The following is a 21,961-nucleotide window of genomic DNA, read 5'->3' as shown; positions in this document are numbered from 1 at the left end:
ACTATTTCGCCGTTTCAACAGATTCTTACGTACAAGGAACGTTCACAGGAAGTGTGAAATATGTTTCCCTTGTTGTGAATGGCACAGAATACGTGAAAACCCCTGTAAAAGATGCGAACACGTGGAGCTATTACTCTAGAGGCAAGATTGCGATGGGTGATATGGTTTCTGTGAAAGGGTACAATGTCGCAGGCGTTGTAGTGGATGAAAAACAAGTCAATGTAATTCTTAACCCACCAGGCGATAGTACTATTACAGCAAATAATTTTGTCTTGTACCAAGATAAATATGTTACAGGAACGTATACAGGAAGCGTGAAATACATTGCGCTGAAAGTCAATGGCACAGTATTAAGTAAAATCCCAGTTTCAGGTGGCACTTACTCATACTATGCACGACCAAATATCACATCTGAAGAAGATGTAGTATCCATTATTGCGTATAATAGCGCAAGTGTCCAAGTAGCGGAAGCACCTGTCCGAGTGAGTGATTCTGAAACGACAAGTGCTATCACAGCGAATAATTATAGTATTGGTGATAGTTCAGTAATTGGAACATATTCTGGAGATGTGAAATACATTTCTGCGACAGTGAATGGTACAGAACTTTCTAAAATCCCAGTAGACGGCTCAGGCACATATAACTATTATATTCGCCGTTATATCACAAGCGATACAGATACTATTGTAATGAACGCCTACAATTCAAGAAATGAAATTGCGAAAACTACTACAGTAAGAATCAATCCAAGTGGTCCATCAGCGATTACTGCACAGACTTACAATCTTGGAGAGAGTTCAGTAGTTGGTACGTACTCTGGAGATGTGAAATACATTTCTGCGACAGTGAATGACACAGAACTTTCTAAAATCCCAGTAGACGGTTCAGGCACATATGATTATTATATTCGCCGTTATGTCACAAGTGATACAGATCGAATTGTAATGAATGCCTATAATTCAAGAAATGAAATTGCGAAAACTACTCCAGTAAACATCGGTCAAACTGGTCCATCAGCGATTACTGCACAGACTTACAACCTTGGTGATAGTTCAGTAGTCGGCACGTATTCTGGAAATGTGAAATATATTTCCGCAACCGTGAATGACACAGAACTATCTAGAATCCCAGTAGACGGTTCAGGCACATATGATTACTATATTCGCCGTTATGTCACAAGTGACCAGGATACTATCGTAATGAAAGGTTATACTGCAGGTGGAGATGTGGTGGCTTCTAATAGAGTGACGATCCCACCAACTGCTCCAGCAACGTTAACAACAGATGTCTTTACGATTGGAACTTCAAGTAATGTCACAGGAACATCAACAAATGGTGTGAAATATATTGCGCTTAAAGTTGAAGGTGTCGTTAAATCTAAAATTCCAGTAAATGCAGATGGTTCGTTTACGTATTATGCGAAAGCCTTACTGAAAACACCAGGTATGCAAGTTTCGATGATAGGTTATGGCGGAGCGAACAATATTCTTGTTGAAACACCAGTAACGGTTCGATAAATTACTGAATGTTTCTAAGCAAATTAAACAGCAAAGAACTTTTCAAAGAGTTCTTTGCTGTTTTTTTCTATTTGAACAACAAAAAGAGCAGCTTAACTTGAGCTGCTCTTTCAATCTGAATGTATAACTTTAATTTTCCCCAGAAATATGTTTTTTTGGCAAAATAAAATGGAGGAAAAAGCTGATAACAGCCAGTAAAAACATAGTCCAAAAGACGATATGAAGACCTTCATACAAAATCGAGCGAAGGGGATTGATTAGACTCTCGTCCACTTGACCAGCTGTTTTTGGACTAATCAACAGATTTAAATGTTTTCTGTCCACACCTGCCGTCGCATTTGCCGCAAACTGTGAGGCAAGAATCGAGTTGAAAATTGTACCAAAAATCGCAACACCAATCGTTTGACCCACTGTTCGGAATAAAGTGTTAGAAGCTGTGGCGATACCCGTCTGATAGCGAGGCACTGCGTCTTGGACGGTGACCATGGTCGTAGTGAAGATAATACCAAAACCTAAGCCCATTAAGGCGCTATTTAAATAAAAGTAGATATCTAACGTGCTCGCTGGGAAAATCGCTAGGATTAGTCCGCTCAAAACCGTGATGAAAATGCCAAGGCCAACTGTATGGCGATTGCCGATTTTCATTAGCAGTTTTCCGCCTACAAATGAACCGATGATCCAAGTAATCGAAAGTGGGGCAATCATGAGCCCCGCAATTGTCGCGCCGTGGCCAAGCATACCTTGCGCCCACATGGGAATGTAAACGTTTATACCAATCAAAAAGGCGCTAATGAAGAAGCCAATTAAATTTCCGATAAGCACGACCGGATTTTTAAACAGAACAAAAGGCATGATAGGGTCTTTCGCCCGTTTCTCGGCGTAGTAAAAGCAGATAAAGAGCACAACTGCTAGCCCAAGTAAAATTAAAACGAGTGGCTCGCCCCAGTTTAGCGTTTCTCCGGCGCGCTGTAAGGCGAATAAAAGTGCAAGCAGTGCTACCGTAAATAGCGATATACCAAGGAAATCGATGGGGAGGTTTTCGTTTGCAACATTTTCTTTTAAATAAAGCCAGACTAAGAAAATCGTCAAAATTCCAACAGGAACATTGATAAAGAAAATCCAGTGCCATGATAATTGATCCACTAAAAAACCACCCAGAAGTGGACCGAAAACGCCAGCGATTCCCCATGCGGAACCCATGAATCCGAGTATTCTGGCGCGCTTTTCAAAAGGATAAATGTCGGCGATAATTGTCATTGTTAGCGGTAAAATTCCGCCTGCGCCGATTCCTTGGATAGCACGGAAAATAATAAGTTGCTCCATATTTGTGGCAAATCCGCAAAGTGTGGAGCCCACTAAAAAAATGAGCGTTGCGATAATAAAGATCATTTTTCTTCCATATAAGTCCGATAATTTCCCGTAAATGGGAACTGTAACGGCGGAAGTTAGTAAATAAATTGAAAAAATCCAATTCATAAGTTCGATGCCGTCAAGTTGGCTGACGATTGTTGGAATGGCTGTGCTGACAATCGTTCCTTCAATGGCTGCCATAAAAGTTGCCACAAAAACGGCGACTGTGACGGCTTTCACTTTTGTTTCTTCCACAAGATTTACCTCCCTTTCGTGTCAAGCTGAATTATAGCATAATTAAACGGCTTTTTGTCAAAGAATTCATCATTTGTGCCTTTTTCTTTGGAAAGGATTATAATGAAGGAGAATAAAAGGAGGAATGGAATTGACTTACGAACCGAATACGACTGAAACGATGTTGAAAATTAAAGAACTAACTGAAATTGCAAGTCCAACTGGGAATACACGCGAAATTATTGCGAAAATTGCTGCAGACTTAGCGGAATTAGATGTGAGCACCCGCTTAAATCATAAAGGTGGTTTAATTGTGACACTGCCTGGTGAAAATACGGAAAAGCATCGAATGTTGACGGCACATGTAGATACACTTGGGGCGATGGTGAAAGAAATAAAGGCAGATGGCCGCTTGTCGCTCTCTTTAATTGGCGGTTTTCGTTTCAATGCGATTGAAGGGGAATATTGTACGATTGAAACCTCGGATGGAAAAAAATTTAGCGGAACCATTTTGATGCATCAAACTTCGGTACATGTCTATAAAGATGCTGGCACGGCGGAGCGAAATGAACGCAACATGGAAGTACGAATTGATGCGCGCGTCACGTCTAAGGAAGAGGTTCGCGAACTAGGCATTGAAGTGGGTGACTTTGTTTCGTTTGATTCGCGAACCGAAATTGTAAACGATGAATTTATTAAGTCGCGCCATTTGGACGATAAAGCAAGTGTTGGCATGCTGCTGCGCCTCATTGAACATATTCAAAAAACGGGGGTTAAACTGCCGTATATGACCCATATTTTAATTTCAAATAATGAAGAAATCGGGTATGGCGGTAATTCGAACATTCCGGCTGAGGTTGTAGAATATTTGGCGGTCGACATGGGGGCGATTGGTGACGGGCAGGCAACTGATGAGTACACGGTGTCGATTTGTGCGAAAGACGGTAGCGGGCCGTATCACTACGGTTTTCGAAAAAACTTGGTGGAGCTTGCGAAACAGCATGATATTTCATATAAAGCGGATATTTATCCGTATTACGCGTCGGATGCCAGTGCGGCGATTCACGCGGGGAACGACATCGTGCACGGCTTAATTGGGGCGGGGATTGACTCTAGCCACGCATACGAGCGGACGCACCGCGATTCGCTCTATCACACGGAAAAGCTGCTTTACCACTATCTTTTAAGTGAGATGGTCAAGTAAATTTGGAGGTGTAAAACGATGAACGTACACGATTTTACAGAAGTCGCGATGGACGGTCACAAAATTCCACTATCTGTTTATGAAGGAAAAACACTGTTAATTGTGAATACAGCCAGCAAATGTGGCTTGACACCGCAATTAGAGGGGCTGGAATCGCTATACAAAACGTATCAAAAGGACGGCTTGGAAATTTTAGGCTTTCCGTGCAATCAATTTTTGCGGCAGGATCCGGGTACGAATGAGGAAATCATGGAATTTTGCCAGTTAAATTACGGCGTGACATTTCAAATGTTTGAGAAAATTAAAGTCAAAGGTCGCGATGCCAATCCGCTTTACAAGTATCTCGTTGCTGAAACAGGCGGAAAGAAAATCGAATGGAATTTCGCAAAGTTCCTCATCGATGGCGATGGCAATATTATCGAACGCTTTTCTTCTAAAACAAAACCTGAAAACATCGAAGAAAATATTAAAGCGGCCCTTTTGAAATAAGGATTTAAAGAGGAATACGGCTAATTGATTTTAGTCGTATTTTTTTTTTGCCTCCTATGATATACTATAAAAATGTGAAGAAGTCGAGGAGGAAATGGAATCATGAGTCAGGGTTTACAAAAAGAAGTCGAAACGCGTAAAACATTTGCGATTATTTCCCATCCAGATGCGGGGAAAACAACGATTACCGAGCAGTTACTTCTTTTCGGTGGCGCGATTCGTTCAGCGGGTACTGTAAAAGGGAAAAAAACAGGGAAGTATGCGACGAGTGACTGGATGGAAATTGAAAAGCAACGTGGGATTTCCGTCACGAGTTCGGTCATGCAGTTTGATTATCAGGATTGCCGTATTAACATCTTGGATACACCCGGGCACTCTGATTTTAGTGAAGATACGTACCGGACGCTTATGGCGGTTGACGCGGCTGTCATGGTTGTCGATTCCGCAAAAGGGATTGAAGCTCAAACAATTAAACTATTTAAAGTTTGTCGGATGCGCGGTATTCCAATTTTTACGTTTATGAATAAGATGGACCGTGAAGGGAAAATGCCACTTGAACTTTTGTCGGAATTAGAAGAAGTGCTTGGCATTGAATCTTACCCGATGAACTGGCCGATTGGTATGGGGAAAGAACTCATGGGGCTTTATGATCGCTATCATCACGTTGTTGAGCGTTACCGGGCGGGGGAAGACGAAACTTTCTTGCCACTAAACGATGAAGGCGATTTGAAAGAAGCGCACGAGATTCAAAACTCAAGTTACTACACCCAAGCTTTGGAAGAAATTATGCTTTTAGATGAGGCAGGAAATGAATTTAGTCGCGAAAAAATTGCAAAAGGTGAACTGACGCCAGTTTTCTTCGGAAGTGCTTTAACGAACTTTGGGGTGGAAACGTTCTTAAAAACGTTTGTTGAATTTGCTCCGTCGCCAAGCGCTCACGAGACGAATGAAGGGGAAATTGCTGCCGAAGATAAGAGTTTCACAGGCTTTATCTTTAAAATTCAAGCGAATATGAATCCCGCTCACCGCGACCGCATTGCGTTTGTGCGAATTTGTTCAGGCGAATTCGAGCGTGGTATCGGTGTTACCTTAACGCGAACTGGCAAGCAAATGAAACTTGCAAACTCCACACAATTTATGGCCGATGACCGGGAAAATGTGTCGCGCGCTGTAGCTGGCGATATTATCGGTTTGTATGATACAGGAAATTATCAAATTGGCGATACGATTTCAAGCGGCAGCAAAACTATTGAGTTTCCAAAGTTACCGCAATTTACGCCGGAGTTATTTATGCGTGTTTCCGCGAAAAATGTTATGAAACAAAAACATTTCCATAAAGGTGTCGAACAGCTTGTTCAAGAAGGCGCCATTCAATTGTTTAAAACGTGGCGTATGGAAGATTATATTATTGGCGCCGTTGGTCAACTTCAATTTGAAGTGTTCGAACATCGGATGCGTAATGAATATAACTCGGAAATTATTATGGAGCCAATTGGGAAGAAAATCGCCCGTTGGATTCGCGAGGAAGATGTGGATGAGAAACTTTCAACTGCGCGTAGTATGCTCGTGAAAGACCGTTTTGATGCGCCGCTGTTCCTTTTCGAAAATGAATTTGCGATCAATTGGTTTAAGGATAAAAATCCCGATATCGAACTCACATCATTACTTTAAAAAAATAGATTGACTTTATTTTTACAAACATGGTATAGTCAATTAGTAGAGTTCAATTATATATCTTTTTGACAATAGTCAAAGGGGAGTAGCACTGGTTTTCGGACCGGGATAAAATCGTCATTACATGGACAAGCGTCCATCGGTTTTATTAACATGTCACATGTCAGCGAGACCTTTGCCCGTAACGGGTGAGGTCTCGTTTTTTATTTACTCGGCCTTGTCAAAAGAACAAAATCAAAGGAGGAATTTTAGTGGACACTGCAATGCTTTTAGAATATGGCTGGGTACTACTCGTCCTAATCGGACTTGAAGGGATTTTAGCCGCAGACAATGCGGTCGTGATGGCAGTTATGGTCAAACATTTACCAGAAAAACAACAGAAAAGGGCGCTTTTTTACGGTCTAATGGGCGCATTCGTCTTTCGTTTTGCCGCTCTCTTCTTAATTTCCTTCCTCGCAAATGTTTGGCAGGTGCAGGCGCTTGGAGCCGCATATCTCTTGTACATTGCAATTAGCCACATTGTGAAGCATCTAAGAGGAAGCGATCATAATGAAAAAGAAGCGAAAAAGTCAGGTTCAGGTTTCTGGATGACGGTGCTTAAAGTCGAGGTTGCAGATATTGCGTTTGCGATTGACTCCATGCTTGCTGCTGTAGCGCTTGCAATCACACTTCCTAAAACGGGTTGGGGACAAATTGGGGGTATTGACACAGGGCAGTTTGCCGTGATGTTCCTCGGCGGTTTAGTCGGCCTTATCATCATTCGTTTTGCCGCAACACAATTTGTGAAGCTACTCAAAAATTATCCATCTCTTGAAACAGCTGCCTTCCTAATAGTGGGCTGGGTAGGCGTAAAATTAGTCGTTTATACATTAGCGCATCCAAGCCTAGGCATTATCCCACATGAGTTCCCTGAATCGACTACTTGGAAACTAATTTTCTGGGGCGTGATGATTTTAATTATTATCTGGGGTTGGCTCATTTCAATTAAACAAAAGAAAAAAACGCAATCAGAACAATAAAACGCTTAACAATTTTTGAATAAGGGTATAAAATGAGAAGGTATGTACGTTTCATGTGCAGCCTTCTTATCTGTACATAGAAAAAAATGGGGTGAAGGAATGGATGTTTCAATATTAGCAGAGTACGTATGGGTCTTCTTCGTACTCGTCGCACTGGAAGGAATACTTTCCGCAGATAATGCTGTTGTTATGGCGGTTATCGTTCAAAAATTACCGCACGAAAAACAGCGGAAAGCCCTGTTTTACGGCTTAGTCGGTGCCTTTGTTTTCCGTTTTATTGCGCTTTTCTTAATTTCTTTCTTGGTTAAAATATGGGAAATACAAGCTATTGGCGCCATTTATTTATTATACTTAGCAATTAAACATATGATAGACTTAAAACGCGGTAAAGATGGCAAAAAGAAAACAAAAGAGGAAGACAAGGATAAGCCTGTGTCATTTTGGGGTATCGTGATGCGCGTTGAATTAACCGACATCGCTTTTGCGCTCGATTCGATGCTTGCTGCGGCCGCGCTTGCGATGACATTGCCTGATTTAGGCGATTTCACTATTGGTGGTATGAACGGCGGGCAATTCATCGTGATGTTCCTCGGCGGACTCGCTGGCTTAATCGTCATTCGTTTTGCGGCAACACAAGTTGTCAAATTACTAGAACGCTATCCAACGCTTGAAACGGCTGCTTTTCTAATCGTAGGTTGGGTGGGTGTTAAACTAGGTGTGTATACACTCGCGCACCCTTCAGTTGGTATTTTACCAGAGGATTTCCCAGATTCAACTGCATGGAAGCTGACATTTTGGTCGGTTATGCTAATAATTGGTATAGGTGGTTATATCATTGCTAGAAAAAAAGAAAAACAACAAAAGAAAACTCTATCTTGAAAACCGAACAATCAAAAATAAAATAAGAATTATCTTATCGCGCATGACGCCCGTTCAAATTATTATCACGTACTATTTTTTCGCGGTGACGATTTCAACGATTCTTCTCAGTCTCCCTTTTACTCAAAAACCGGGTGTGCATGTGTCTTTTCTCGACACGCTTTTTCTTGCGGCCAGCTCGGTTAGTGTGACGGGGCTCGCGACAGTCGATGTCGGCGCTTCTTACAGCACGGCAGGGATTTGGGTGCTCATGGGAATCTTCCAACTCGGCGGGCTCGGCGTGATGATGCTCAGCACTTTTTTCTACTTGATTTTGCGGCGGAAAATCGGGCTTAAGCAGCGGCAACTCATTATGACGGATACGAACCAATATACGATGAGTGGTATGGTTCGGATGTTGCGTGAAATTTTATTTCTCATCTTTGGGATTGAAATTATCGGTGCCGTCATTTTAGGGCTCTATTTCATCCCGTTTTTCCCAACAATTGGGGAGGCGCTGTTCCAAGGGATTTACAATTCGGTGTCGCTCGTGACAAACGCAGGTGTCGATATAACGGGGTCTTCTTTAATTCCGTTTGTGAATGATTATTTCGTGCAGTTTATCGCCATTTTGCTTATTGTCGCAGGAGGAATTGGTTTCCCTGTTCTGCTTGAAACGCGACGCTTTTTATTCGAAAAAAATACGCTCTATCCGTTTCGCTTCTCGCTGTTTGTGAAGGTTACGACGCTCACGTATTTGGTGCTTTTAATTGGTGGTGGGCTACTTATTTGGGGCATGGAAGCGGGGCATTTATTTAAAAATGCTAGCCTGAGTGAGGGCTTCTTTAATTCAATGTTCTTGTCGGCAACCTCTCGAAGTGCTGGACTACAAACGATTGATAGCGGCGCATTTACGGCTCCAACATTGCTATTTGTTTCGTTCTTAATGTTCATCGGGGCATCGCCGAGTTCTGTTGGTGGCGGTATTCGAACGACAACGTTTGCGGTGACGATTTTGTTCCTTTATTCGGTCATTCGTGGACGCAATCACATTTATATTTTTGGACGCGAATTGCATCAGGAAGATGTTAGAAAATCGCTTGCTGTCATTATTTTTGCGACGATTTTATGTTTAACGGCCGTCATTGTGCTGGCGCAGACGGAAAGAGCCACGCTTATTGAAATTATTTTTGAAGTTTTTTCGGCATTTGGAACGTGCGGACTTTCGCTAGGTTTAACGCCGAATTTAAGTGTCGCTGGGAAAATCATTATTATTATTCTCATGTTCATTGGCCGCGTTGGGATTATGTATTCCATGCTTAGCTTGCGGAAAAAAAGCGAACCGAAAAATGCGATTCGCTTGCCGAAAGAGAAAATTATTACAGGTTAATTTTAAAAAGCCGTTTTGCTCACTGCAAAACGGCTTTTTTAGGTTGGTTTTGGTCGGTACGTGCTTACTTCGGTTGTGCGGCTAATTTTTTCGTAAAACAATCGCTTGTCTCGCGCAAAAAAGTTAGCGCTAATATGAATGGCAAATAGAAGGGCGGTTGCGGCGGAAATGGCGAATAAAACGAGCGTGAGTTGTGGTGTGGTGATTTTCGGAATTTGCTCGTTAAGTGGAATGATAATAAGACCACCGACTAAATAATAGAGCAGACCGTATCTAACGAGAAGATGCTTCAATTTAACGCGACTTTCGCCAATGCGTACAATGCGAATATACACAATCCATTTTCCAATGGTCAAGCCGTTTGTCAAACTTGGCAGGACAATGAAATAAAGGAAAATAAGAAGGATTTGCCAAATGATTTTTTTGTAGTAGTCGGAGCCAGATGAGCTGATTTCAGAAAAAGGTAACAGGTGTAGCCAGGTTAAGAGTCCTGTCATGACATTCAAAAGGAACCAGTCAATAAAGGTAGCCAAAAACCGTCTAACGAAACTGACGCGCGTGCTACGCGCACTACTCGTTTGGTCCATTTTTTCCCGCGAAGGTAAAAAGAACGTAAACAGCGGGGCGAGCGCATAGCCGATGAGTCCGCCGACTGTATTTAAGATAAGATCGTCCACGTCAAACAAGCGGTAAGTGTGGGGGTAAAGGAAAAAGAGTCCGGTCAATTGAGTGAGCTCAAAAAAGAAGGAGAGCAGAAACGAGATGAGTGTCGTTTTACCAATTGAAAGCCGAAAATAATAGCGTAAATATACACCAAGTGGTAGAAGTAGGAAAATGTTAAATAATGGCTGAATAAACACATCCTGAGTGAGCGCCGGCAAATAGGTGGACGGGTCGGTGATGACGAGCACCGTTTGGTTGATGAAATCAGCAATGAAGTGAAAAGGAATGAGCTGTGGTGCAGGCGCGTTTGAATTTGCTACATCAGCCATGTCGGGCAGTGGCAAGATGGTCATAAAAAAAGCCGCCATTAAATAGAAAATGAGCGTAAATAAGACAAAGACACGCATGAAAGTGATGCTGCCGAATTTGCGATAAGAATAAATGGCAAACGGTATGGTTAATAGAATGCTTAAAAATGGAAAGAGTATAAGTGCGATTTTAACTGGAAATAAATAGGTCATGTTGGTTCCCCTTTAAGAAATGTTAAAACAGGCGGATGACAAACGGCAATTCGTCGTTTATCATCCGCCTGAATATTAGTTGTTATTTGGCGTTCCAAGATTTTGGCACAGGGCGTCTGAACATACCCATGAGTCCCGTTAACATGAGTAAAATACCAGATACTACCCAAGATGTTCCGATGACGAAAAATAAAGCTAACCCAATTAGGAAAATAATAACGCCCCAGCTTCTAGGAGCTTTACCGATAAATAATGTTCCAATAAGTGCGATAGCGGAAGCAATTAAAGTAATCCAGCCAAGTTGTGTGACGCTATCCCCAAGTCTGCCAGATAAATACGTAAATGTTTGAATATAAGCTGTAATTTCTTCCCCATAATTGATAATCCAAATGCCGACCCCTAATCCGATAATTGATCCAATAAGACCAAGAATAACTTCAGGTTTGCGATTTGCCATGTCTATTCCTCCTTAGACGTTCCAATTGTTAATACCCCTCACTAGGCAATATTTTTTCTTTTAATCTAAAAAAAGCGGTTTTGAGTCGACTCATTCGAAGTTCAATAATTGGTTGAACGAACGTGGTGACAATGTTGCTCGATAGAATAACAGTTAAGCCGAATGAGATGGCCAACAAGAGGACAAATGTTTTTGACGTGTAATTAAAGTCTGACAAGCTTCCTTCCCGAAACATTTTAATAAAGAAGCCGTGCAGAAGGTACACGTATAAAGTATTTTTACCCCATTTTGTAAAGAATAATCGCTTTTTCGGAACAAAAGTAAGGAATGCAGCAATGGAAAGGAAACTAATGCCATAAATCACGCATCTGATGAGGAGCCCAAACGTTTTGACGTCAACGAAACTGGCGTAAGGTTTGGAGCCTAAAAACCAGTTTTCATTTAAATCTGGGTTAAAAATAATGAACGTAATAATGGCAAGCATAATAAAACTGCCGGCAATGCGCGCTGAACGCGTTTGTAATTTCTTAAAATGTTCTTTTTGCATGAAGAAGCCGATTAAAAAGAACGGAAAGAATACAAATGTGCGAGATAAGCTTAAATAGCCATCAATCATGTCAAAATAACCAGCGATAAGACCAATTAAAATGGCGAGTGAGATGCTTACGCTCGGTTTTAATTTTGTGAAGCCATATAAGAATATATTCCAAAAAAATAAACTAAGTAGGAACCAAAGTGACCATTCAGGGTCAAGTAAGGTAAGTGAAATACTGTCTTGACCGAGTAAGTAATAATAGAAAATCGAATAAATAAGTTGAAAGAAGACATAGGGTAAAATTAACTTTTTCATCGTTTTCATGAAATATCCAGGCTTTTTAAAGCCTTTTGCAAAATACCCCGATATTAAAATAAATGCCGGCATATGAAAAGTGTAAATAAAGATGTATAATACACGTACACTCGCATATTCAGCAACAAAAGTTTGTAAGAGGTGACCAAAAACAACAAGAAAAATTAAAATAAATTTTGCGTTGTCGAAATAGTGATCCCGTGGTTTACTTTGTTTTATCGTATCCATAAATTTCACCACACGGTCCTTTCTACATAAAAAGTCTATAGTTATTTTCCCATACCGCTGTAACAATAAACTGACAAAATACTAACAAATTATTGTTTTGCTATTACAAAGGAGGGCTAATTTATGGAAAAGAGAATTTTTGAGTCGCCAATTGGATTACTGTACTTAACCGTTGAAAATAGCCATGTTATCAAGATTTCTTACGACGATAAAGTCCAAAATGAAAGTGGAACGGCAGAAGAAAATCGCGTTATGAATGAGCTCGTAACAGAGCTTACGGACTATTTTTCAGGAAAGTTACAACGATTTCAAGTTAACTTTAAATTGAGTGGCACGGCGTTTGAACAGGCTGTTTACGAGGCGCTCACTGAAATTTCGTATGGTGACTTTTGGTCATACAAACAGGTGGCGAGTCATATTCAAAATGCCTCTTCAGTGCGAGCAGTTGGACAAGCAAACCGAAAAAATCCGCTGCCGATTATCATTCCGTGCCACCGTGTCGTGCAAGAAGGCGGGCAACTTGGTGGCTATAATGGTGCGGATTATGCGAAGAAAATTTGGTTGTTAGAATTTGAAATGAACCATAAAACTGATTTTTGGTCATAAAAAAAGGAAATCCTCCAAAAAAGGATTTCCTTTTTAAATTAAGCCGTTACTTTTGTGCCGATTGTGATGGCTCCATTTTCATCAAGTTGGGCAATAAGTTCAGTCACATCAGGTTGTTCGATGAGCACATCGGCAATAGCATCTTCCAAGTGTTCTTGAATGGTTCTTCTTAGCGGACGAGCGCCAAATTTTGCATCATAGCCGAGGTCGATTAATTTTGCTTTCACATCGTCAGGTACGCTAATTTCCATGTTTTGTGTTTGCAGCATGTCATTTAAATCTTGTAGCATAAGGCTGACAATTTGCATTAAGTCCTCTTTTTCAAGGCTATTAAATTCGATAACGCTATCTAGACGGTTTAGGAATTCAGGTTTGAAGTAATAGCCAAGACGATCTAGGAGGTCGCTACCTTTTTCGAGTTTATCATTGGTATGGTTAAAACCAACTGCGGCTTCTTTTGTGCCGCTTCCCGCATTACTCGTCATGATGATGACTGTGTCTTTAAAGCTAACTGTTCTTCCTTGAGAGTCCGTCAAACGGCCATCTTCCAAAATTTGGAGGAACATATGCTGAACATCAGGGTGCGCTTTTTCCATTTCATCAAGAAGTAAAATGCTATACGGATTGCGGCGAATTTTCTCAGTAAGCTGACCAGCTTCCTCGTGACCAACATAGCCTGGAGGCGAGCCGATAAGTTTTGAAACGCTGTGTTTTTCCATGAACTCAGACATATCAAGGCGAATCATCGCATCTTCTGAACCGAAAAGTTCATTCGCGAGTGTGCGACCAAGTTCTGTTTTACCGACCCCAGTTGGGCCGACAAAGAGGAAGGAGCCAATTGGGCGATTTTTTTGCTTCAACCCAACCCGACCACGCCGGATTGCTTTCGTAATTTTTTTCACCGCATCTTTTTGACCGATTACTTTTTTGTTTAAATGAGCTTCCAAGTCTTTCAACTTCGATTGCTCGTCTTGTTCGAGACGGCCAACTGGAATACCTGTTTTTTCTTCGATGAGCGCCTGAATATCCGACGCCTGAATTACAGGACGTTCCGAAATACCCACTCGCATTTTATTTTCCGACAACCGCGAAATTTCATCGCGAATTTGAGCTGCTTCTTCATAATCTTCTTTTTGCAGTGCCGCATCTTTTTTTGCTTCAAGTCGATTAAGTCGCTCTGTTGCCGTTTTTTCGTCCAATTTTTCAATTGTTAAATTGTATTTTGAACCGACTTCATCCATTAAGTCGATGGCTTTATCCGGCAAATGCCGGTCCTGAATATAGCGCGCGCTAAGCGTTACTGCCGCTTCTAAGCTTTCCTTCGAATAAACGACCTCATGGAAGTTCTCGTAGTTTTCCTTCAAGCCTTCCAAAATCGTGAGCGTTGCGCTTGTACTCGGCTCATCTACTATCACAGGTTGGAATCTACGTTCAAGCGCCGCATCTTTTTCGATTTTGCGATATTCGTTTAGCGTTGTCGCGCCAATCATTTGAAGCTCACCGCGAGCAAGGGCTGGTTTTAAAATGTTTCCAGCGTCCATCGAGCCTTCCGCAGAGCCCGCGCCAACAATCGTGTGCACCTCGTCAATAAATAAAATGGTGTTCGTGCGTGCAGAAAGTTCCGCGATAAGCTGCTTCATGCGCTCTTCAAACTGCCCGCGAATCCCCGTACCAGAAACGAGCGAAGCCACATCAAGTAAAATCACTTCTTTGTCTAAAAGTTTGTTAGGGACAGCACCTGCCGCTATCGCTCTTGCCAGTCCTTCAACAACAGCCGTTTTACCGACCCCAGGTTCCCCAATTAAAACGGGATTATTTTTATTGCGGCGATTTAAAATTTCAATTGTCCGTTTGATTTCGTCATCGCGACCAATCACCGGATCTAATTTGCCATCTTTCGCCATTTGTGAAAGATTCGTTCCAAATTCATCAAGCAAGCCTGATCCGCCCTGCCTAGTTTCCGTTTGAACTTGGCTTCCTCTTTGGGCTGTCGCCCCGTTTTGATTCATATTCCCGCTAATTTGACGGAAAAAATCATCAAGCGGAGAAGCTCCGTTTTGCATGAAGTTTGCTTGATTATTTTTAAGTGACGCGTAACAAGATTCGCATAGTGGCATCTCCACGCGCTTTCCATTTACATTCATATAAAGTTGAATTCGTGCATCATTTTGATTACAGTTTTGACATAACATAAATTGATTTCCTCCTTTTAACAATAAGAATCAATTTCAGGTCAACTGACTTTGACTATATTTGACCTTATGTTCATAGTATACACTGACCATTTCTGACTTTCAAGCATTTTGCTCGTATTTTTTGTAACTAACAAACAAAAATTTAGCGTTTAGTCAAAAATAAAAAGCACCCCAAAAGGATGCTTAATAGATTGGCAACGCAGAAAGTAATAAAAATGCAAATAGGAGATGTGACATATATAACATAAGTAAGCTGGGTCGCCAAATGTACAAGGCACCCCAGAAGAGGGAGGCTACGAAAATGGCAATGACCATGGCAATATTACCACTTGCGACGACGAACAAGGCTGATAAAATCGATGAAACGAGTAAGGCGAACCAATTCGCATATGAATCCAGCAATCTTTTTAAAACGAAACCGCGCCAAAAAATTTCTTCACCAGGGACAATGGCGATGACAAGTAAGATCCACACTAACCAGTTATCTGTTGCGTATTTATTAAACGCGCTATGTACGGCTGAATTTAAACCAAAGGGTAAGAATTTAAAAATAAATGCGCCTATATAAAAAATAATATATAAAATGATAGCTGAAAAAATAGCTGGTAAAATACCTTTGAATATGGAAAATTTCTTTCTTAAATCAACATTGAAAATACAAAAACTGAGTAAAAATAACATGCTTGCTCCGTACATATACCAGAAACTTTTTGAAAATTGATACGTGATGAAAATCAGGATGGCTGCTAGTAGAAGCCCGGTAATTAGCTTGAAATCTATTCTGTTGCTCCTCAATACAAAAACACCTCTTAAAAATTCTTCTTTATACCATACTTTAATCGAAAATGGTTAATTTCGCAACAAAACATATTTTAAACGGCTTTTGTCGGCGAATTTTGTTATAATGAAACAAAGATTTTGTTTTTTAGCAATAGAGGAGTGTTGATGTGTTAGAAAAAAACTATAAATTTCTATTGTGGCTATATATTTTCTGGTTTCTAGGAAGCATTTTATTAATTTCAATCGGTGTCCTACCATCAAAAATAACGGGTGTGCATTCCATCTTTCTTATATTTACTGGGATTTTTGCTATGGTGTTTTTCATCGTTCAGTACGGGAAAGGGCTTGGGACAGCTATTACCATTTTAATTTTTGCGGTTACAACTTGTATTGAATGGATGCAATTGAGTTTTGCGGATGATATGTATACGTTTAATTATGGTTTTATGATAAAAGGAATTCCAGTTACATTTGGCTTTATTTGGATAGGGTTAATCGCGGGGACGCACGTTATCGCACGCGAAATTACGCTGAAAGTAAATATTGATTGGCTTCGCGGCGGGATGTACGCGGTTATTGCGGCGACGATGGTGATGGTTTTTGAAGTGCTTGTTGAGCCGATTTCCACACAAGTTAAACAATTGCCTTTTCTCGGAAATGGTTTAACGATTTTACAATTTTCGGATATCACGGATTGGTTTTTGCTAGGATTAATTCTCCATTTGATGATTTACTTTATTTTAAGTTTGACAAATCGTTGGGAGAATTTGAAATATCCCGATTTAAAATCTGAAATTGTTGTGGTCTATTGGATTATTTTAGCTTTCTTCATTTTTTTATCACTATATGCAGATCTTTGGGCAACAATAGTAGTAGGGCTAATTGCAAATGTGATTTTTACAATTTGTTATTACTTAAGCTTGGAAACAAAACCAGATTTCACATCAAAAAAAACGAAAACGTGATAACATCATGTTTTCGTTTTTTTGATTTGTTCGGCAACAAAATTGGCGCTTTCAATAATATAGGGTAAGGTTGTTCCCGGATGGGCGCTTGTGCCAACGACAAATAAATTAGGAAATTTTTTCTGCAAGCGATGCACAGGGTGCCCCGTACCAGTTTGTTTGATGCTCCGAACTAAGCCGTGAATGGCCCCTTGGTAAAGATGAAAATCGTTTTCCCATTCTTTCGGCGTAAGCACCTTTTTTTCGACAATATGTTCTTCTAAATCGGGAATATGAAGCCGTTCTTTAACAACTGAGAGCACTTTTTGTTCGAAAGCTTGGCGTTCTTTGTCCCAATTGATTTGGCTTTCATTATTTGGAACGAGAACCATAATCCGGAGTGCCGTATGACCAATTGGTGCCATTGTTGTATCGGAAACGGAAGGGTTCACGACGTAGACGGTAAAATCCTCTGGTAAAGTTTTCAAATGAATTAATTCATCTTCATATTGCTTGTAGTTTTCAGGGAAAATAACGGACTGATGTTCCAAAGGGAAAGTTTTATTAAGTCCCAAGTAGATCATAAATGCGCTTGTAGAAAATTTCTTTTTCGTCAAGTTTTTAGGTGGCGGCGTGTCATGCATGAGTTCGGTCATCGTATAGGCATAGTCGGTATTAATGATATATTTATCCGCCTGAATGTGTTCACCGCTTTTAAGTGTAAAGCCATCAATTTGTTTGTTGTGGAATGAAAAATGTTCGACTTCCGCATTTAAATGAATGCGACCACCATTTTCGAGAATGACGTCTGAAATGGCTTTGAAAAGCTGGCTATGCCCACCAATTGGGTGATACAGGCCGTAATAAAATTCGGAAAATGGAATGATGCTATACATGCCTGGTGTTGTAGACGGGCTCATGCCCATGTTGCGAACTTGGAAGGAGAAGGCTAGTCGCAAATTTTCATCGGTGAAAAAACGCGAAGTCTCATCTGCCAAATTGCGACCTAAGGAAAGGCTTGGAAGTGCGCGCAGCATGGTAGGTTTGAAATAGTCCCAAAGTGAAGAAAGGCTCGACATCATTAGCGGTGCGAGGTAGAGTGACTTCTTCGCATTTTCATTCATGTAGCGTAAATAGTTTTTCTCATTATTAGGGAAGTGTTCGTTCAGTTCTCTGATGGTTTGAAGTTGGTCGTGATAGGGTGAAAATGTTTGCCCATTATTGAAGAAAAGCTTGTACATAGGTTCTACGGGGACAAGTGTGACGTAATCTTCTAAATTGCGATTTGATTCCATGAAAAGAGCAGTTAAGGTGTGTGGCATTGTAATGGAAGAAGGGCCAATGTCAAATTTATAATCGCCTAGCGTAAGCCGACTGGTACGCCCACCAATAAAAGCGTTTTTTTCATAAATATCGACTTCGTAGCCAGCTGAAGAAAGGCGCATGCCAGCAGCTAACCCACCTGGTCCAGCACCTATGATGGCAATTTTTTCTTTTTTCACAATTTGTTCAGCTCCCATTTTATTTTTGGCATTAAAAAAGCGCCAACCGATAATGCGGTTTTAATGCGCCATTTTTTAATCTTCTTTAGACGAGTGAATAATTTTGTAATTTTTATGATTGACAACGGTTTTTTCTTCGATGCCGAGATCGTTAAAATTTTCCATATAGGTTAAATCAACAATAACCGAGTTTTCATTAATTTTCTCTACAATTCCTGTGAGTCCATCTTTAAATTCAATAATATCGCCAACATTTGCTTTAGCCATTTATTATCACTCCCATATATTTGAGGTGGAAACAAGTTCTTTCACTTATTAAATTAACTCCTAGTTTGCACTAAATTCACAATAATTGCAAATAATACGGTTTCACTGGGGATTCTCAAGAAAATGATTGTTAAAAAAATATCGATATTAGCTATAAAATGTGTTTTATTAAACTGTAATTGCCCGGTGGAACTACTGGAAAATTGCGTTTCGAAAGGAATTCAGCTAAAATAAAAGGGTAGCGATTTTTTTACGCCAAAAATATCAAGAAATGGTTGTAACCGATGCAAAAACATGGTACTCTTTTTAATTGAGGGATAGCCTTTTTTGCTGAGAAATCATTTTGGTGAAAAAGGTCACAATAAATTTCTTTACAAAGGAGAATGTAATTATGGAACAAGCAAGTTTTGTAGTAATCGATGAAACAGGAATTCACGCACGTCCAGCGACTTTGTTGGTGCAAGCTGCAAGCAAATACAGCTCTGATATTCAAATTGAATATACAGGCAAAAAAGTAAACCTTAAATCTATCATGGGTGTTATGTCTTTAGGTATCGGTAAAGGTGCTGACATTACGATTCATGCTGAAGGTAGCGACGAAAAAGAAGCTATTGAAGGTTTAACTGAGGTACTTAAGAAAGAAGGCTTGGCTGAATAATGGTAAAAGAGTTGAAAGGGATCGCAGCATCTGATGGGATTGCCATTGCGAAAGCTTATCTGCTCGTTGAACCGGATCTTTCTTTTGGAAAATCTGAAGTGGCTGACGCAGAAAGCGAAGTAAAACGTTTTCAAAGCGCGGTAGATGTTTCTAAATCTGAACTGACTAAAATTCGTGAGCAAGCGGCGAAAAGCTTAGGTGAAGATAAAGCACAAATTTTTGATGCACATCTACTTGTTCTTAATGACCCAGAACTTGTTGGGCCAATTGAAGAAAGTATTAAATCAACAAAGACAAATGCTGAGGCTGCTCTTCAGGAAACTACGGACATGTTCATTTCGATGTTTGAATCCATGGATAATGAATATATGCGTGAACGTGCGGCAGATATTCGTGACGTTAGAAAACGCGTCCTGTCACACTTACTTGGCGTGACGATTCCGAACCCAGCTTTAATCGATGAAGAAGTGGTTGTTGTGGCAAGTGATTTAACACCTTCTGATACGGCTCAATTAGACCGTAACTTTGTTAAAGGCTTTGTCACTGACATTGGTGGTCGTACTTCTCACTCTGCGATTATGGCGCGTTCTCTTGAAATTCCAGCTGTTGTTGGAACGAAAGAGGTAACCGCTGATACAGCAGAAGGTGAATTAATCATCATTGATGGTTTAGAAGGAAATGTGATTGTCAATCCAACTGAAGAACAAGTGGCTCATTATAAAAAAGTTCAATCTGACTTTGCGGCTCAAAAAGCAGAGTGGGAAAAACTTAAAAATGAGGAAACTGTTTCTAAAGATGGTAAACACGTTGAACTAGCTGCTAATATCGGAACACCTAACGATTTAGAAGGTGTTGTAGCGAACGGCGGCGAAGCGATAGGCTTATACCGTACTGAATTTCTTTATATGGGGCGTGACAACTTCCCAACTGAGGAAGAACAATACGAAGCGTATAAAGCGGTTCTTGAAGGTATGGAAGGGAAATCTGTTGTTGTTCGTACACTCGACATCGGCGGAGATAAAACACTTCCGTATTTAGAATTACCTGAAGAGATGAACCCATTCTTAGGTTTCCGTGCAATTCGTCTTTGCTTTGCAAATGAAGACTTGTTCCGTACGCAACTTCGCGCATTACTTCGTGCAAGTGTACACGGTAAACTGAAAATCATGTTCCCAATGATTGCAACAGTTGGCGAGTTCCGTCAAGCGAAAGCAATTTTACTTGATGAAAAACAAAAATTAGTTGCGGCTGGAACTGATGTAAATGAAAATATCGAATTAGGTATTATGATTGAAATCCCAGCAGCTGCAGTAATTGCGGACCAATTTGCTAAAGAAGTTGATTTCTTCTCCATTGGTACGAATGATTTAATCCAGTACACAATGGCGGCAGACCGTATGAACGAACGCGTTTCCTACTTATACCAACCGTATAACCCATCCATTTTACGTTTAATTAAAAACGTCATTGATGCTTCTCACAAAGAAGGCAAATGGACTGGTATGTGCGGGGAAATGGCCGGGGATCAAACAGCGATTCCATTACTACTTGGCTTAGGCCTTGATGAGTTCTCAATGAGTGCTTCAAGCATCTTGAAATCTCGTTCCCTTATCAAACGTCTTGACCAAACTGAAATGGTTAAACTTGCTGACGAAGCACTAAACAAAGCAACAGCGGAAGAAGTTGTTGAGCTTGTTGAAAAATATACAGCTGAATAAGCTGAATGGAGAAACTAGGAGCGATGATGCTTCTAGTTTCTTTTTATGGTGAAAATAAGTGAATGAACTTTTCTATGTGATATGTTATTATGAAGTGAGGGAGGAGGGATATAAATGAGATTAAAAGTCAATTTTCAATTTACAGAAAATGAAATTCCGAGAGATTATCGGAGAAAGTTTTTGAGCATTATGAAAATGGGACTAGAAAAAGAAAATCCACAACTTTTTGATGAACTTTTTCATTCAAATAGACAAAAAGATTACACATTTTCGGTGTTCTTGCATAACCCAGTTTTTAAAACGGATATGATTGAGTTGGGTTCAAATGAAGGCGTATTCAATTTTTCAACGGGCAATACAGAACTATGTGTCAATTTCTATAATGCATTTTGCGGACTTCGTAATAAGAAATTGAATTTCACTAAAAATAATCAGCTAGTAATAAAGGATATTCAAATTGTTTCTGTGCCTGATATCCATCAGGAGCAAGCGTATTTTAAATTCTTGTCACCGCTTATTATTAAGTCACATAATCGAGAAACGTACAAAGATACATTCTATTATTTTGCTGATGATGCTTTTGAGGCAACATTAAAAAGTAATCTTTGTACAAAATTGCATAAGAAATACGGGAGTTATATTGAAAAAGATATTCAAGATTTGCAATTTGATACACGACAAATGAAGAAAACTGTAGTGGATATTTATGGAATGAAAGTAGTTTGTTCAATCGGGACGATGGGCGTTTTTGGGAAAGCTTATTTGCTGAACGAAATGTTGCGAAATGGAGTAGGCTCAAACACGGGTATAGGTTTCGGTTTCGTCGAGGTTTAGGCT

At 40.3% G+C, this 21,961-nt stretch carries 20 protein-coding genes and 1 riboswitch; of the genes, 12 read left to right on the top strand and 8 right to left on the bottom strand.

Annotated features, from left to right (window positions below; all coding sequences use genetic code 11):
- On the top strand, positions 1–1,517 hold a 1,517-nt coding region (locus tag CFS60_RS05935), incomplete at its 5' end, for an immunoglobulin-like domain-containing protein (RefSeq protein ID WP_369823183.1).
- 129 nt (positions 1,518–1,646) lie between these two features.
- Here CFS60_RS05935 and CFS60_RS05930 read toward each other — a convergent pair.
- Positions 1,647–3,122: an LM6179_1298 family efflux MFS transporter gene (locus tag CFS60_RS05930; RefSeq protein ID WP_088809461.1), complete on the bottom strand. Its 1,476-nt coding sequence runs from the start codon at positions 3,120–3,122 to the stop codon at positions 1,647–1,649.
- A gap of 130 nt (positions 3,123–3,252) precedes the next feature.
- On the opposite strand from CFS60_RS05930, the gene CFS60_RS05925 reads away from it, so the two are divergent.
- From CFS60_RS05925 to CFS60_RS05900, 6 genes are all read left to right on the top strand, one after another.
- Positions 3,253–4,305, top strand: a complete 1,053-nt coding sequence (locus CFS60_RS05925) for a M42 family metallopeptidase (RefSeq protein ID WP_088838982.1) — start codon at positions 3,253–3,255, stop codon at positions 4,303–4,305.
- Between the two features lie 18 nt (positions 4,306–4,323).
- Complete coding sequence (locus tag CFS60_RS05920) at positions 4,324–4,794, top strand: glutathione peroxidase (protein WP_088809463.1); 471 nt, start codon at positions 4,324–4,326, stop codon at positions 4,792–4,794.
- A 102-nt stretch (positions 4,795–4,896) separates the two neighbouring features.
- A complete protein-coding gene (locus CFS60_RS05915) occupies positions 4,897–6,465 on the top strand; it encodes a peptide chain release factor 3 (RefSeq protein ID WP_088809464.1) in 1,569 nt (522 codons plus the stop codon).
- A 71-nt stretch (positions 6,466–6,536) separates the two neighbouring features.
- Positions 6,537–6,691: riboswitch (yybP-ykoY riboswitch) on the top strand.
- 28 nt (positions 6,692–6,719) lie between these two features.
- Entirely contained in the window at positions 6,720–7,487 is a 768-nt protein-coding gene (locus CFS60_RS05910) for a TerC family protein (protein ID WP_088809465.1), read from the top strand.
- A 99-nt stretch (positions 7,488–7,586) separates the two neighbouring features.
- Positions 7,587–8,366, top strand: a complete 780-nt coding sequence (locus CFS60_RS05905) for a TerC family protein (protein ID WP_088809466.1) — start codon at positions 7,587–7,589, stop codon at positions 8,364–8,366.
- Positions 8,367–8,409: 43 nt separating this feature from the next.
- Positions 8,410–9,735: a TrkH family potassium uptake protein gene (locus CFS60_RS05900; RefSeq protein WP_088809646.1), complete on the top strand. Its 1,326-nt coding sequence runs from the start codon at positions 8,410–8,412 to the stop codon at positions 9,733–9,735.
- A 38-nt stretch (positions 9,736–9,773) separates the two neighbouring features.
- On the opposite strand, the gene CFS60_RS05895 is transcribed toward CFS60_RS05900, so the two are convergent.
- The 3 genes from CFS60_RS05895 to CFS60_RS05885 all read right to left on the bottom strand — a co-directional run bounded on the left by CFS60_RS05895 (position 9,774) and on the right by CFS60_RS05885 (position 12,454).
- Positions 9,774–10,919: a VanZ family protein gene (locus CFS60_RS05895; protein WP_088838981.1), complete on the bottom strand. Its 1,146-nt coding sequence runs from the start codon at positions 10,917–10,919 to the stop codon at positions 9,774–9,776.
- An 82-nt stretch (positions 10,920–11,001) separates the two neighbouring features.
- A complete protein-coding gene (locus tag CFS60_RS05890) occupies positions 11,002–11,376 on the bottom strand; it encodes a DUF4064 domain-containing protein (RefSeq protein WP_088809468.1) in 375 nt (124 codons plus the stop codon).
- A 28-nt stretch (positions 11,377–11,404) separates the two neighbouring features.
- On the bottom strand, positions 11,405–12,454 hold the full coding sequence (locus tag CFS60_RS05885; protein WP_088838980.1) for an acyltransferase family protein: 1,050 nt from the start codon (positions 12,452–12,454) through the stop codon (positions 11,405–11,407).
- A 123-nt stretch (positions 12,455–12,577) separates the two neighbouring features.
- Here CFS60_RS05885 and CFS60_RS05880 point away from each other — a divergent pair, with 123 nt between their 5' ends.
- Positions 12,578–13,060 (top strand): methylated-DNA--[protein]-cysteine S-methyltransferase, encoded by a 483-nt coding sequence (locus tag CFS60_RS05880; RefSeq protein ID WP_088838979.1) that lies wholly within the window; start codon positions 12,578–12,580, stop codon positions 13,058–13,060.
- 38 nt (positions 13,061–13,098) lie between these two features.
- On the opposite strand, the gene CFS60_RS05875 is transcribed toward CFS60_RS05880, so the two are convergent.
- Positions 13,099–15,252, bottom strand: coding sequence for an ATP-dependent Clp protease ATP-binding subunit (locus CFS60_RS05875; RefSeq protein ID WP_088838978.1), 2,154 nt, complete (start codon positions 15,250–15,252; stop codon positions 13,099–13,101).
- A gap of 186 nt (positions 15,253–15,438) precedes the next feature.
- Complete coding sequence (locus CFS60_RS05870) at positions 15,439–16,050, bottom strand: CPBP family intramembrane glutamic endopeptidase (protein WP_088809472.1); 612 nt, start codon at positions 16,048–16,050, stop codon at positions 15,439–15,441.
- A 152-nt stretch (positions 16,051–16,202) separates the two neighbouring features.
- Between CFS60_RS05870 and CFS60_RS05865 the strand changes: the two genes are divergently transcribed.
- The gene (locus CFS60_RS05865) at positions 16,203–17,000 is read left to right on the top strand and encodes a DUF422 domain-containing protein (RefSeq protein ID WP_088809473.1); all 798 of its coding nucleotides are present in this window, start codon (positions 16,203–16,205) and stop codon (positions 16,998–17,000) included.
- 5 nt (positions 17,001–17,005) lie between these two features.
- Here CFS60_RS05865 and CFS60_RS05860 read toward each other — a convergent pair whose 3' ends face one another.
- Both CFS60_RS05860 and CFS60_RS05855 read right to left on the bottom strand, forming a co-directional pair.
- Positions 17,006–18,499, bottom strand: a complete 1,494-nt coding sequence (locus CFS60_RS05860; protein ID WP_167373842.1) for an NAD(P)/FAD-dependent oxidoreductase — start codon at positions 18,497–18,499, stop codon at positions 17,006–17,008.
- A 57-nt stretch (positions 18,500–18,556) separates the two neighbouring features.
- On the bottom strand, positions 18,557–18,748 hold the full coding sequence (locus tag CFS60_RS05855) for a DUF2187 family protein (protein ID WP_088809475.1): 192 nt from the start codon (positions 18,746–18,748) through the stop codon (positions 18,557–18,559).
- Between the two features lie 391 nt (positions 18,749–19,139).
- On the opposite strand from CFS60_RS05855, the gene CFS60_RS05850 reads away from it, so the two are divergent.
- The 3 genes from CFS60_RS05850 to cas6 all read left to right on the top strand — a co-directional run bounded on the left by CFS60_RS05850 (position 19,140) and on the right by cas6 (position 21,958).
- Positions 19,140–19,406, top strand: coding sequence for a phosphocarrier protein HPr (locus CFS60_RS05850; protein ID WP_007472257.1), 267 nt, complete (start codon positions 19,140–19,142; stop codon positions 19,404–19,406).
- Positions 19,406–21,124 (top strand): phosphoenolpyruvate--protein phosphotransferase, encoded by a 1,719-nt coding sequence (ptsP, locus tag CFS60_RS05845; RefSeq protein ID WP_088809476.1) that lies wholly within the window; start codon positions 19,406–19,408, stop codon positions 21,122–21,124. The genes CFS60_RS05850 and ptsP overlap by 1 nt, the downstream gene beginning before the upstream one ends.
- Positions 21,125–21,238: 114 nt before the next feature.
- Entirely contained in the window at positions 21,239–21,958 is a 720-nt protein-coding gene (cas6, locus tag CFS60_RS05840) for a CRISPR-associated endoribonuclease Cas6 (protein WP_088809477.1), read from the top strand.
- The last annotated feature ends 3 nt before the right edge of the window (positions 21,959–21,961 follow it).

This window comes from Listeria sp. ILCC792 (assembly GCF_900186135.1).
Classification (GTDB): domain Bacteria; phylum Bacillota; class Bacilli; order Lactobacillales; family Listeriaceae; genus Listeria; species Listeria goaensis.
The sequence above is the reverse complement of the archived record's forward strand: the minus strand, read 5'-3'. Positions and strand labels throughout refer to the sequence as shown.

Bases quoted from the DNA above. Each gene is read 5' to 3' on its own strand.
- CFS60_RS05905 (WP_088809466.1), top strand. From the start codon at position 7,587: ATGGATGTTTCAATATTAGCAGAGTACGTATGGGTCTTCTTCGTACTC.
- CFS60_RS05885 (WP_088838980.1), bottom strand. From the start codon at position 12,454: ATGGATACGATAAAACAAAGTAAACCACGGGATCACTATTTCGACAAC.
- CFS60_RS05890 (WP_088809468.1), bottom strand. From the start codon at position 11,376: ATGGCAAATCGCAAACCTGAAGTTATTCTTGGTCTTATTGGATCAATT.
- CFS60_RS05915 (WP_088809464.1), top strand. From the start codon at position 4,897: ATGAGTCAGGGTTTACAAAAAGAAGTCGAAACGCGTAAAACATTTGCG.
- CFS60_RS05895 (WP_088838981.1), bottom strand. From the start codon at position 10,919: ATGACCTATTTATTTCCAGTTAAAATCGCACTTATACTCTTTCCATTT.
- cas6 (WP_088809477.1), top strand. From the start codon at position 21,239: ATGAGATTAAAAGTCAATTTTCAATTTACAGAAAATGAAATTCCGAGA.
- CFS60_RS05920 (WP_088809463.1), top strand. From the start codon at position 4,324: ATGAACGTACACGATTTTACAGAAGTCGCGATGGACGGTCACAAAATT.
- CFS60_RS05900 (WP_088809646.1), top strand. From the start codon at position 8,410: ATGACGCCCGTTCAAATTATTATCACGTACTATTTTTTCGCGGTGACG.
- CFS60_RS05860 (WP_167373842.1), bottom strand. From the start codon at position 18,499: ATGGGAGCTGAACAAATTGTGAAAAAAGAAAAAATTGCCATCATAGGT.
- CFS60_RS05880 (WP_088838979.1), top strand. From the start codon at position 12,578: ATGGAAAAGAGAATTTTTGAGTCGCCAATTGGATTACTGTACTTAACC.
- CFS60_RS05875 (WP_088838978.1), bottom strand. From the start codon at position 15,252: ATGTTATGTCAAAACTGTAATCAAAATGATGCACGAATTCAACTTTAT.
- CFS60_RS05850 (WP_007472257.1), top strand. From the start codon at position 19,140: ATGGAACAAGCAAGTTTTGTAGTAATCGATGAAACAGGAATTCACGCA.
- CFS60_RS05855 (WP_088809475.1), bottom strand. From the start codon at position 18,748: ATGGCTAAAGCAAATGTTGGCGATATTATTGAATTTAAAGATGGACTC.
- ptsP (WP_088809476.1), top strand. From the start codon at position 19,406: ATGGTAAAAGAGTTGAAAGGGATCGCAGCATCTGATGGGATTGCCATT.